General features: G+C 58.3%; 12 protein-coding genes. 9 read left to right on the top strand and 3 right to left on the bottom strand.

The window, feature by feature from the left end; translation table 11 throughout:
- Positions 1–66 precede the first annotated feature (66 nt).
- Both ACSEXW_RS00170 and ACSEXW_RS00165 read left to right on the top strand, forming a co-directional pair.
- The gene (locus tag ACSEXW_RS00170; RefSeq protein WP_438444061.1) at positions 67–801 is read left to right on the top strand and encodes an RDD family protein; all 735 of its coding nucleotides are present in this window, start codon (positions 67–69) and stop codon (positions 799–801) included.
- Between the two features lie 22 nt (positions 802–823).
- A complete protein-coding gene (locus ACSEXW_RS00165; protein WP_438444060.1) occupies positions 824–1,768 on the top strand; it encodes a glycoside hydrolase family protein in 945 nt (314 codons plus the stop codon).
- Between the two features lie 26 nt (positions 1,769–1,794).
- Here ACSEXW_RS00165 and ACSEXW_RS00160 read toward each other — a convergent pair whose 3' ends face one another.
- On the bottom strand, positions 1,795–2,688 hold the full coding sequence (locus tag ACSEXW_RS00160) for an AraC family transcriptional regulator (RefSeq protein ID WP_438444059.1): 894 nt from the start codon (positions 2,686–2,688) through the stop codon (positions 1,795–1,797).
- A gap of 184 nt (positions 2,689–2,872) precedes the next feature.
- Here ACSEXW_RS00160 and ACSEXW_RS00155 point away from each other — a divergent pair, with 184 nt between their 5' ends.
- The 3 genes from ACSEXW_RS00155 to ACSEXW_RS00145 all read left to right on the top strand — a co-directional run bounded on the left by ACSEXW_RS00155 (position 2,873) and on the right by ACSEXW_RS00145 (position 5,873).
- Entirely contained in the window at positions 2,873–3,940 is a 1,068-nt protein-coding gene (locus tag ACSEXW_RS00155) for a mannonate dehydratase (RefSeq protein WP_438444058.1), read from the top strand.
- Positions 3,937–4,779 (top strand): SDR family oxidoreductase, encoded by an 843-nt coding sequence (locus tag ACSEXW_RS00150; protein WP_438444057.1) that lies wholly within the window; start codon positions 3,937–3,939, stop codon positions 4,777–4,779. The genes ACSEXW_RS00155 and ACSEXW_RS00150 overlap by 4 nt, the downstream gene beginning before the upstream one ends.
- A 149-nt stretch (positions 4,780–4,928) precedes the next feature.
- A complete protein-coding gene (locus tag ACSEXW_RS00145) occupies positions 4,929–5,873 on the top strand; it encodes a metallophosphoesterase family protein (RefSeq protein ID WP_438444056.1) in 945 nt (314 codons plus the stop codon).
- A 42-nt stretch (positions 5,874–5,915) separates the two neighbouring features.
- On the opposite strand, the gene sda is transcribed toward ACSEXW_RS00145, so the two are convergent.
- Positions 5,916–6,074, bottom strand: coding sequence for a sporulation histidine kinase inhibitor Sda (gene sda, locus ACSEXW_RS00140; protein WP_438444055.1), 159 nt, complete (start codon positions 6,072–6,074; stop codon positions 5,916–5,918).
- A 206-nt stretch (positions 6,075–6,280) separates the two neighbouring features.
- Positions 6,281–7,669, bottom strand: coding sequence for an MATE family efflux transporter (locus tag ACSEXW_RS00135; RefSeq protein WP_438444054.1), 1,389 nt, complete (start codon positions 7,667–7,669; stop codon positions 6,281–6,283).
- Positions 7,670–7,802: 133 nt separating this feature from the next.
- Here ACSEXW_RS00135 and ACSEXW_RS00130 point away from each other — a divergent pair, with 133 nt between their 5' ends.
- The 4 genes from ACSEXW_RS00130 (at position 7,803) to ACSEXW_RS00115 (ending at position 12,063) form a co-directional block, all read left to right on the top strand.
- A complete protein-coding gene (locus ACSEXW_RS00130; protein ID WP_438444053.1) occupies positions 7,803–8,318 on the top strand; it encodes a YoqH family protein in 516 nt (171 codons plus the stop codon).
- 199 nt (positions 8,319–8,517) lie between these two features.
- Entirely contained in the window at positions 8,518–10,146 is a 1,629-nt protein-coding gene (locus ACSEXW_RS00125) for a type 2 periplasmic-binding domain-containing protein (protein ID WP_438444052.1), read from the top strand.
- 80 nt (positions 10,147–10,226) lie between these two features.
- Positions 10,227–11,171, top strand: coding sequence for an ABC transporter permease (locus ACSEXW_RS00120; RefSeq protein WP_438444403.1), 945 nt, complete (start codon positions 10,227–10,229; stop codon positions 11,169–11,171).
- Positions 11,172–11,181: 10 nt separating this feature from the next.
- Positions 11,182–12,063 carry a carbohydrate ABC transporter permease gene (locus tag ACSEXW_RS00115; protein ID WP_438444051.1) on the top strand — a complete coding sequence of 294 codons (882 nt, stop codon included), beginning with the start codon at positions 11,182–11,184 and terminating at the stop codon, positions 12,061–12,063.
- The last annotated feature ends 45 nt before the right edge of the window (positions 12,064–12,108 follow it).

Genomic DNA, 12,108 nt, shown 5'->3' with positions numbered 1-12,108 from the left:
CCGTATAATGGATGAAATGGTCCGTATTGGAACGGACCCTAAACTTCCGTTACGGAGTTGATCGGCATGGGGATGATGGATGAGCGCCAGCCAGAGGCACAGGCACAAGTAGAGGCACAGGCACAGACAGTGGGGGCCTTCGTGGGATTTGGGACCAGGGTGAAGATGTATGTCCTCGATCTCTTGATCCTCATGATTCCGGCATTTGTTCTGTATGAGGTTTCCTTGAATGTCTCATCCCGGGTCCGGTCAATCCTTCCTTTCGTTCTCTATTGGGCCGTGCTGTACGGCCTTCTCGTCAGCATGACGGTATGGTTCGGAGGCACACCCGGCAAGCTGTTGGGAAAATCAAGAATCGTCCGGGAGGATGGCCGATATTTATCCGTACCGCAGGCTGCGGCTCGAAACCTCTGGTACTTGCTGTTGTCGGGGCTCATGATCTTCGTCCTTGCGGAGCCGTTCGGGGATGGTCTTGCGGCCCTGAAGATCCACGATTATCTGGGCAACAGCCTGATCTTCCAAGCGTCGAAGAAGGTGCTGCTGCTGCTTCTGTGGATCGATTGCGGAACGGCCTCCTTCCAGGGACAGCGCAGAGCCGTCCATGACCTTCTGGCCGGAAGCTACGTGGTTACCCGCGATACGGCCGCCCGGCTTCACAGCGGACAGGCAGGGCTGACGCAGCTTCCTGCCGAGCGGGATCGCGTCTCCGCCAAGAGCTTCGTATGGGTGACGGCGGGAATCGTTGTGTATGAACTGCTTGCCGCCGTTCTTCGCGCTCATCCGCTCGTTATGTTTCAATAGATAAATCAAGGAGTTGAACCAGATGTCGGACATTTTCATTCCCTCTGCCCCCTTGTTCCGGGATCCCGTGTATGACGGGGCGGCGGACCCGACCGTGATCTGGAACCATGTGGCGAAGGAATGGTGGATGGTGTACACCAACCGCCGTGCTACGGCCGAAGGGCCTAAGGTCGCATGGGTACACGGCACGGACCTGGGGGTGGCCACCTCCCCGGACGGCCGAAATTGGCTGTACCGGGGAACCCTGGCCGGACTGGAGATCGAGTGGGGCCGCAATACGTTCTGGGCTCCGGAGATCGTCTTCCACGAAGAGACGCAGACGTATCACATGTACGTTAGCTATATCCGCGGAGTGCCCGTGGATTGGCCGGGGCATGCCCGGCGCATCGTGCATTACACCAGCCCGGACCTGCTGAACTGGACGTACCGGTCCGTCTTGGAGCTCAGCTCGGACAGGGTCATTGACGCCTGTATCCACCGGCTGCCGGACGGACGGTTCCGGATGTGGTACAAGGACGAGGCCAACGGCTCGCACACCTATGCCGCGGATAGCACGGACCTGTATCATTGGGAGGTGGCGGGTCCGGTCCTTACAGACCGGCCGCATGAAGGGCCCAACGTGTTCGAGCTGCAGGGCTACTATTGGATGATCGTGGACGAGTGGAGGGGACAGGGCGTATACCGCTCCAACGACGGAGTGGCCTGGGAGCGCAACGGAATGATCCTGGACCAGCCGGGCACACGGCCGGACGATGGAACCATCGGCCTTCATGCGGATGTGGTGGTGCAGGACGGGTACGCCGTCATCTTCTACTTCACACATCCGGAGCGTGTCCCCGGACAGATGGGATCCTTATCCTCCTATGCGGACCGGCGGTCCTCCATTCAAGCGGCGCGGCTTGATGTGGCGGACGGGGTCCTGGTCTGCGATCGGAATCAAGCATTCGAATGGAATCTGAAGGGTTGAAGCATCGACGGTTGGCCGGAATCCGGTCAGCCGTTTTCTTTTTGCCGGGGATCGAAGACGGATGCTTGCTGGGCGAACTCCTTGGGAGAGATGCCGTATTCGGCCTTGAACGAGCGGTAGAAGTTGCTGTAATCGCTGAAGCCGCACTTCTCGTAGAGGCTGGTCGGGTGGTGGCCGCCCGCCATCATCTGCTTGGCGATGACAAGACGCTTCTGGATGATATACCGGTAGACGGAGGTGCCCACCAGACGGCGGAACTCCCGGGACAGATGATACTTGCTGACGAAAAATTGGGCGGCCAGTTCATCCAGGGTGATGGTGCTCCGGTAGTTGTCGTTGATGTAGCGCAGGACGCCTGCGATCATGGGACTGGAGCGGTCCTCCAGCTCATAGCGCTGGGACTGGCGCTGGGCCAGGCGGTTCAGGACGGTCAGAAGAAGGGGGATCATGCTGGAGGCGATGATGTCTCCGCCGTAGGCATCGCTGTAATGCTCCTCCAGGAGCTCCTGCAGCTTGGGCTCGATATACTGCCGGCTCTGGGGATCGGGGCGGAGGAGATTAGTATGCCCCGGCGCCCGGACGTTGAAGCATTGGGTCAGGTCGGTCTGAGCCGTCCGGAGGGAATCCATATACTCCTTGCTGAGCCAGATCACGATCCGCTCGTAGGGCTTCTTCTCGGGTACGATCATAGGCTGGTGCAGCTCCATGGGGGAGATCAGCAGGATGTCCCAGGGCTGAAGCTGGTAATTCTGGCTCTCGATGATATACTTCACGTTCCCGGACAGGAAGAAGTAGATCTCGTAGAAGTCGTGATGGTGGAGGGCCACCTCCCGCAGGTAGGAGTCCCGGTAATGATGCACCTCGTAATCCGGGGCGTTCATCTTCTGCCGTTCGCTGAAGGGATGGATCAGATCCGTCATGGGAGAGGTCCTTTCTGGAATAGCCCGATGGGAAGAGCAAGATTCGCAATATCGAGAGCAATAATCCCAATTCATATTGTTATTTATTATTGTATGATAGACCTATGAGTTCGTGCAAGTTTTCACAAGCATTGACGCAGGAACCGAACTTCCAATCCGATGACAGAAGGAGAATACCTGAAGTATGAAGCTTTCCTTTCGATGGTATGGTCAAGACGACCCGGTAACCTTGGACAAGATCCGCCAGATTCCCAACCTGTACAGCATCGTGACGGCCGTATATGATGTGCCCGTGGGCGAAGTATGGAGCCGGGAGAGCATTGCTGCAACCAAGAAGCAGGTGGAGGACCACGGCATTGTATTCGATGTGATCGAGAGCGTGCCCGTTCACGAAGACATTAAGCTGGGCAAGCCTGCACGCGAGGTCTACATCGCGAATTACCAAGAGAATATCCGCCGGCTGGCCGAGGCGGGCGTGAAGGTCATCTGCTACAACTTCATGCCGGTCTTCGACTGGACGCGCACTCAGCTCGACAAGCTGCTGCCGGACGGCTCCACCGCCCTGGTGTACTACAAGGACCAGCTGGAGAAGATGGACCCGCTTACCGGCGAACTCAGCCTTCCCGGCTGGGACAGCAGCTACAAGAAGGAGGATCTGAAGAAGCTGTTCGACGAATACGCCCAGCTGACTCAGGAGGATCTGTGGTCCAACCTTCAATATTTCCTGGAGAAAATCATTCCCGTCGCCGAGGAATGCGACGTCAAGATGGCCATCCACCCGGACGATCCGCCGTGGAACATCTTCGGCCTGCCCCGCATTATTACCGGAGAGGCGGCACTGGACCGCTTCCTGAAGCTGGTGGACAGCAAGTACAACGGCTTGACCTTCTGCACCGGATCCCTCGGCTGCACCAAGGACAATGACATCTACGGCATGCTCGAGAAGTACAGCAGGATGGGGCGCATCCACTTCATGCATGTGCGCAACGTGAAGATCCTGGAGGACGGCAGCTTCGAGGAATCCGCCCACTTCTCCCCTTGCGGATCGCTCGACATCGTCAAGGTGCTGAAGCCTCTGGCCGAGAACGGCTTCGACGGCTATCTGCGGCCCGACCACGGCCGGATGATCTGGGGAGAGACCGGCCGTGCGGGCTACGGATTGTTTGACCGCGCGCTGGGAGCCTCGTATCTGACGGGCATTTGGGAAACGCTGGTTAAGACCGGCGCGAGAGAGGCGGTTGAGTCCAAGTGATCGCCTTCGATCTTAAAGATAAAGTGATCGTCATCACCGGTGCCGGCGGCGTACTGTGCAGCGAATTCGCCCGCGTCCTGGCAGAGTGCGGCGCCAAGGTCGCCCTCCTGGATCGCAACTATGAGGCGGCTTCCCAATGCACCGAGGCCCTGGTGGCCAAGGGCTATACAGCCAAGGCATATGGCTGTGACGTGCTGGACAAAGAAAGCCTCCTGAAGGTGCGGGAAGAGGTGCGCCGGGACCTGGGCACCTGCGACATCCTGATCAACGGAGCCGGCGGCAACAATCCGCGCGCCACCACCACCAAGGAGTATTACGAGCCGGGTGATGAGGAGCGGGAAGACATTACGACCTTCTTCAACCTGGATAAATCCGGCGTGGAGTTCGTCTTCGATATCAACTTCATGGGAACGCTGCTGCCGTCCCAGGTTTTCGCGGCAGATATGCTGGGGAAGGATGATACCAGCATCCTGAACATCTCCTCCATGAACGCTTTCACACCGCTGACGAAGATTCCTGCTTACTCCGGAGCCAAGGCGGCGATCAGCAACTTCACCCAGTGGCTGGCCGTTCATTTTGCCAAAGAGGGCATCCGCGTGAACGCCATCGCTCCAGGCTTCTTCGTTACCAATCAGAACCGGAGCCTGTTGTTCGATGCCGATGGCAATCCGACGGCCCGGACCGAGAAAATTCTGAACAGCACCCCCATGGGCCGCTTCGGAGAATCCAACGAGCTGATCGGTGCCCTGCTGTTCCTCCTGAGCAAGCAGGCGGCCGGCTTTATTACCGGCGTCGTGCTGCCGGTAGACGGCGGCTTCTCCGCTTATTCCGGCGTATAAGACCAGACACCAAACGGTGCAGCGATTCCATTCCAATCGCTGTGCCGTTTTTTTTGTTGTGCCTGCAGGCGCTGTGTATGTGGGGCGCTATGGAATTTTTGGGAATACCCTGTATAATATGGGTCAAAAGATCAGGGAGAGAGAGCAGAATGGGACACTTGTATTTCCGGCAGGACGGCACGTTTACGATCGCGCAGTTTACGGATATTCATTGGAAGAACGGGGAAGAGCCTGACCGGCGGTCCCATGCGCTGATGAAGCGCATCCTGGAGACGGAGCTGCCGGATCTGGTCCTGTTCACGGGAGATGTGATTCACGGCGAGGCGTGTCGGGATCCGTTGGAGTCTTACCAAAGCGCCGTTCAAGCCGTGGAGGAAATGGGGATTCCTTGGGCGGCCGTATTCGGCAACCATGACGCCGAGCATCCCCGGGGCACCAAGGAGCGGCTGATCCGGCTCCAGGAGCAGCTGCCCTGCTGCATCACCGAGGCCGGTCCCAAGCTGGACAACCGTCTTGGCAATTACACGCTGCGGATTCATGCGAGGGAACAGGAGCGGCCCTCTGCCGTTCTGTATCTGCTGGATTCGGGCGGGAGCCTGGAACGTTCGCCAGGCGGCTACGAATGGATCACCCACAGCCAGATCGGCTGGTACAAGGAAGAGTCCGCCCGGCTTATGAAGGAGAACCATGGCGAGCCGGTCTTGGGACTGGCTTTTTTCCATATCCCGCTGCCGGAGTACCATGAGCTGTGGAATTATTATACCTGCTATGGGCACAACTTCGAGGGAATGGGCTGCCCCAAGGTCAATTCCGGTCTGTTTGCCGCATTCCTGGATATGGGGGACGTATGCGGCGTCTTCACGGGACATGACCATATCAACGATTTCTGGGGCGAGCTACACGGCATCCGCCTTCACTACGGCCGGGCGACGGGCTATGGCAGCTACGGCAAGGAGGACTTCCACCGGGGGGCTAGACTGATCCGTCTTACGGAGGGACGCCGCTCCTTCTCCACCTGGCTGCGTCTGGAGGACGGCACAAGGGTCGAACGCCAGCAGGAGCACCCGCCGGAGCACGTATGGAGACGGATCTGATCACCGAACAAAAAGCCGAGGGAAATCCCTCGGCTTCACTTTTTAAGTGGGTATTAAATGGATCTGTCTGCGCTCCATCTCTTCCTCCAGGAGCTGGAGGAAATTGGCAATATCGCGGTCGCTTCGGTATGGAAGGGCAGAGCGGTAAATCTGAACGAGCAGGTCGTCATCCACGTTTAAACGGTAATCGCCGGTTCCCATATGTTGTCCCTCGCCGATGTATGACGTTTGTTTCACTACTATTAGTATAGAGGATGATATATCGAAATTAAAGGAATTTACTTATATTTTAGCTGCTTTTAATGGAGAAAAATAGATGAAATTCCAATATCACACGAAACGGATATATAAGCCAACTACCACTGCGGTATCGTGGATGAAGAGTCGCAGAGGGCACAAGGTTGCATTCAAATCAGCTTGTGCTTATACCACTTGTCCCCCCGGTAACGCCACAGGAAGATGGCTCCCCGGACGCCCCATTCGCAGTTCATGGCCACCCAGACTCCGATGATGCCGAAGGGGAGGACGATGCCCAGAATGTAGCCCAAGATGACGCGGAACAGCCACATGGACAGCATGGACATGAGAGACGTGAACTTCGAGTCTCCCGCTGCCCGAAGCGCGGCAGGGGTGATGAAGCTGATGGACCAGAGCGGAATCTGTGCGACCAGATTGATGAGCGTCAGAGTGTACAGGTCGTCGACGATGGCGGCCGGCGGATCGAACAAGCTGATGAGCGGGTGGAACAGCGGAATCAGGAGGGCCGCCATCAGCACGAAGGTGGAGGAGGCCAGCCAGAGGAAGGAGCGGATGAACTTCCGGGCATCCTCAATGTCCCGCCGTCCCATGCATTGGCCGACGACGGTGACCAGCGTCAAGGAAAGCGCCACCCCCGGTATCTGAGCGACTCCGGCGATGGTGGAACCGATGGCGTTGGTGGCCAGGGCGTAAGTGCCCAAGCTGACGATGAAGACCTGGGTCAGCAGCTTGCCCCCGTTGAAGAACAGCTGCTCGGCTGCGAAGGGGACGCCGATGAAGAGGATTCTGCGCAGCATCGTCCATTGCAGTCGGAACAGATCAACCAAGTGCAGGCGCAGCGTGGTCTCCATGCGGAAGAGATAGTACAGGGCGCAGGCGGCGCCCGCATACCTCGCGATGTTGATGGCTACGGTCAGACCGTTGACGCCCCAGTCCATATAATGAATGAAGACCACATTCAAGAGAACGTAGGTCAGGTTCATGATCAGGGAGAGCATAAGGGATGCGCGGCTTTTGCCTACGCCCCGCAGGGCGCCGCATACGGCCTGGACGATGCCGATGCCCGCGTAGGAGATGCCGCTGCCGATCAGATAGGTCCGGGCATTATCCAGTACCTCGGGGTCCGCGTTGCCGAAGAGGAGCTGAAGGATCGGGGTGTGCAGGACGGCGAGCACCAGCCCGAGGCCGGCCGCCGCCAGGAACACGGCCGCTACGGAAGCGGCGGCGGCCTTGGAGACCGACCGGTCGTCTCCGCTGCCCTTGTATTGGGCCACGACCACCGTACCGCCGGTGGCCATGGCAATGAACACGCTGATCAGGAACATATTCAAGGAATCGACCATGTTCACGGCGCTGACCGCATCCACGCCGGAGGAACTAACTAAGGCGGTATTCACCAGGTTCAAGCCGACCACGAAGATCTGATCCACCAGAATGGGGAGGAATAAGGCGATGATCTGCCGGTAGTGCATGGACTCGCCGGAGAAGTGCCGCTCCAAGAGGCCGGGCTTATGTTGCGGCTTGGTAAGCTGCTCCATGTCATCACATTCTTTGCTATAGGATGGAAGTAAAGCAAAAGGGTATCACTGCCAGTAGGTTCTGTCAACCACCTTTTGGCGAATAGAGATGGCGAAACAGGTAACGCTATATCCAACAAATGGAGGTGCTGCCATGCGGATGAACAAGATCAATCTGGCTCTGGCTTCCCTGCTGCTGACGCTCCCGGCAACCCCTGCCGCGGCTTATGCCGGGGCCGAGCCACCCCGTGAGAAAGTCCAGTCCCCTTGCGCCGTGGTGCTGAAGCCGGTCAAGGAGCTGCCGAACGCGGTTGGGGCCGCGCTGGTGAGCCATGTGAAGCAGCCGTACACGGACAAGCCGGACAGCCCGGTCTGGGAGCGGGAGGCCGTGAGCATCCATGCGGATTGGCTGCCGGCTCCATCCTCGTTCGGCGACTACGACCGGTATGAGGGCTTCGCTCAAGTGCCGGGACAGATCAGCTGGCGCTTCGTCCTGCAGCCGGCTCCGCCGGTGGAGTCCTTCGTCAAGGGAAGCACGTGGGTGGGGAACATTCATGACATCTCCTACAGCCTGCCGGATTACACGCGGGTGGAGGTCCGGTTGTCCAGCTCCAAGACGGACCAGCTGGGGCCGGCGGTCTTGGCCAATACCCTGCAGGGCTGCCGGTAAGCGGCAGGACAGGCCCCGAAGCGGGGAGCGAAGCGCAGATTTGGAGCAATTCAACATCGGTTTGGCGAAATCGTCACGGCATGGTCGGGAATTGACCATGCCGTTTTGTTTTTTGACCATATCGGGGGAGAACGGGCGTCCTTTATGGTGGATGTGGGAGAACCCTCCCGCCAACCTATCAACCATGGAGGTACCGGAAATGAAAAAATTCATCCTTCTTCCCCTGGCCGTCGCCATGATGGGAAGTATGGCCGCCTGCTCCTCAAGCTCCGACAACGATGCGAAGCCGGCCGCCGCAAGTCCCGCCGCCTCGCAAGCCGCAGGCGCCGCCGTCACCTATCCGCTCAAGACGGATAAGACCCTGACGTATTGGGGCGAGCTGAACGGCAACCTGACCGGCGTCAAGGCTTCGCATACGGAGGTGCCCTTCTTCCAGGAATGGCAGAAGCGAACCGGCGTGCCCCTGAAATTCGTCGCTCCGCCGACCGGGCAGGCTAAGGAAGCTCTGAACGTCATGCTGGCCTCCGGCGACCTGCCGGACATGATCGAATTCAACTTCCTGAACGACTTCCCCGGCGGGCCGGAGAAGGCGATCAAGGACGGGTATATCCTGAAGCTGAACGATCTGATCGACAAGCACGCGCCGAATCTGAAGCAGTATCTGAAGGAGCATCCCGAAGTCGACAAAATGGTGAAGACCGACTCCGGCAGCTATTACGCCTTCCCGTTCATCCGGGGGGACGAATACCTGCAGGTGTTCCAAGGGCCCATCATCCGCAAGGACTGGCTGGACGACCTGGGCTTGCCCGTACCGGAGACCATCGACGAATGGACGGCAACCCTTAAGGCCTTCAAGGAGAAAAAAGGCGCGGCCGCTCCGCTGTCCTTCATCAGCAAGCCGCGGTTCTTCAATGAATCCTACAACGGCGCGTTCCTGGGAGCCTACGGCGTCAACCGCGGGTTCTATCTGGAGAACGGGCAGATCAAGTTCGGTCCGGCGGAGAAGGGCTTCAAGGATTATCTGGGCCTCTTCCGCCAATGGTATGCCGACGGTCTGCTGGATAAGAACATCGCCACCGTGGATACCAAGGCGCTGGACGGCAGCTTCGCCGGAGGCGGCACCGGCGCCAGCATCGGGAACGCAGGCGGCGGTATCGGCAAGTGGCAGCCTCTCGTTGCGGCCAAGGATCCGAAGGCGGTGCTGGTGGCCGCTCCTTATCCGGTGCTGAAGAAGGGCGACATGCCTAAGTTCGGGCAGAAGTCCTCGGCCTTCGACGCCGGCGGCATGGTGGCCATCACCGCCAAATCCAAGAACGCGGAGCTGGCCGTAAAGCTCTTGGACTACGGCTACAGTGAAGCCGGCCATATGTTCTTCAACTTCGGCACGGAGGGCGTCAGCTACAATCTGGAGAACGGCTATCCGAAGTATACGGATCTCTTGATGAAGAATCCGGATAAGCTGGCCCCGGCCCAGATGATCTCCCAATATGCGCGCGGCAGCTATAACGGGCCGTTCGTACAGGATAAGCGCTATGCGGAGCAGTTCTTCGCCCTGCAGACCCAGCGCGACGCGGTCAACGTCTGGAAGAAGACGGAGGCCTCCAAGTACAACCTGCCGCCGCTGACTCCCACTCCGGAGGAGAGCTCGGAGATGGCGAAGATCATGAACGACATCAACACGCTGGTGGATGAGATGACCTTGAAGATCATCCTGGGCAACGAGCCTGCGGACCAGTTCGATTCTTATGTGGCCAAGATGAAGTCCCTGAAGCTGGACCGCGCCATCGAGATCCAGAAGGCGGCTTTGGACCGGTACAACAAGCGGTAGAACCGCACCTTGACGGAAGAGGACGGAGCACCGCCCTCTTCCGATCTTGATCCAACGGAGGGAAGGAAATGGCAGAGCCCATGCCTCTGGAGCGGACGCGCGGCATCCGGACCGCATCCGGCACGAGACGATTCGTGCGCGACTTCAAGCTGAATAAATATCTGTATCTCATGATGGTGCCCGTCCTGGCCTACTACGCCATCTTCCACTATGCGCCCATGTACGGAGCGCTGATCGCATTCAAGGAATACTCCCCGATGAAGGGTATTATGGGAAGCGAATGGGTGGGATTCCAGCATTTCCAGGATTTCTTCAGCAGCTATTACTTCTGGCGGATTCTGAAAAATACGGTGGTCATCAGCTGCTTCTCGCTGATCTTCGAATTCCCGGCGCCCATTATTCTGGCGCTTCTGATCAACGAAGTGCGCAGCAAGATGTTCAAGCGGGTGGCCCAGACCATCACCTATATGCCGTATTTCATCTCGATGGTGGTCATCTGCGGCATCATCACGGATTTTACCAACGCTGACGGCATCATCAACCGCTTCTTCATGCTCTTCGGCTACGACGGTCAGGCCATGCTGCAGAAGCCGGAGCTGTTCCGGCCCATCTACATTCTGTCCGAGATCTGGCAGCGGGTCGGCTGGGAATCCATCATCTACATCGCGGCGCTTATGGCCATCGACCAGGAGCAGTATGAGGCGGCCCGGATGGACGGCGCCAGCCGGTGGAAGCAGATCTTCCACATTACGCTGCCGGGTATTATGCCGACCATCGCCATCATGCTCATTCTGCGGATGGGCAACCTGCTCAACGTGGGCTTCGAGAAGATCATTCTGCTCTACAACCCGGTCACCTACGAGACGGCGGACGTCATCTCCTCCTTCGTCTACCGCAAGGGTCTCCTGGAATTCGGGTGGAGCTACAGCTCGGCGGTAGGTCTGTTCAATTCGGTGATTAATCTGATGCTCTTGATCACGGCGAACTATGTCAGCCGCAGAGTCAACGAGAGCAGTCTATGGTGAGGTGGAAGGTATGAAAAGAGAAACCAGCGTCTGGGACCGGCTGTTCGACACCGGCGTCTACGCCATCCTGCTCGCTCTGATCGTTGTCACACTGTATCCCCTGCTGTACGTGGCCATGGCCTCGCTAAGCGACGCCGGCCGCCTGGTGGCCTACAAGGGCATCCTGTGGAAGCCATTGGGCTTCAGCCTGGCCGCCTATAAGAGCGTCATGGGCAACCCGGGCATTATGACCGGCTACCGGAACACCCTCTTCATCCTGGCCGCAGGCGTTACCGTGAATCTGCTGATGACGGCTCTGGGCGCTTATGTGCTGTCCCGGCGCAACGTGCTCTGGAATAAAGGCTTCATGATGATTATCGTGTTCACCATGTTCTTCCATGGAGGGCTGATTCCCCTCTATCTGGTGGTGAAGAACGTCGGGCTGCTGGATACCCTCTGGGCCACGGTAATTCCCTTCTCCGTCAGCACCTTCAACCTGATCATCATGCGAACGGCCTTCATGGGTATCCCCGAAAGCCTGGAGGAATCGGCCAAGATCGACGGGGCCAGCCATGCGGTCATTCTGTTCCGCATCATCATTCCGCTGTCCATGCCGGTCATCGCCGTCATGATTCTCTATTACGCCGTAGACAAGTGGAACGGCTGGTTCTACGCCTCGGTCTTCATCAAGACCCGGCATCTGTTCCCCCTGCAGCTGGTGCTCCGCGAGATCCTCATCTCCAATTCCACGGACAGCATGTCCGCTGGCGCCAGCGCCGGCGACCGCTTTCAGATCGCAGAGACGATCAAATACGCCACCATCGTCGTGGCCACCCTTCCCGTGCTCTGCATCTATCCCTTCGTACAGCGCTTCTTCGTCAAAGGGGTTATGGTGGGCTCCCTGAAGGGCTGACGGAGCCGAAGTGGAGGTTTTGTGCATCGGATTGTCCATTTTCGT

Origin of the sequence: Oryzibacillus soli (genome assembly GCF_051594765.1) — a bacterium.
Classification (GTDB): domain Bacteria; phylum Bacillota; class Bacilli; order Paenibacillales; family NBRC-103111; genus Paenibacillus_AR.
The sequence above is the reverse complement of the archived record's forward strand: the minus strand, read 5'-3'. Positions and strand labels throughout refer to the sequence as shown.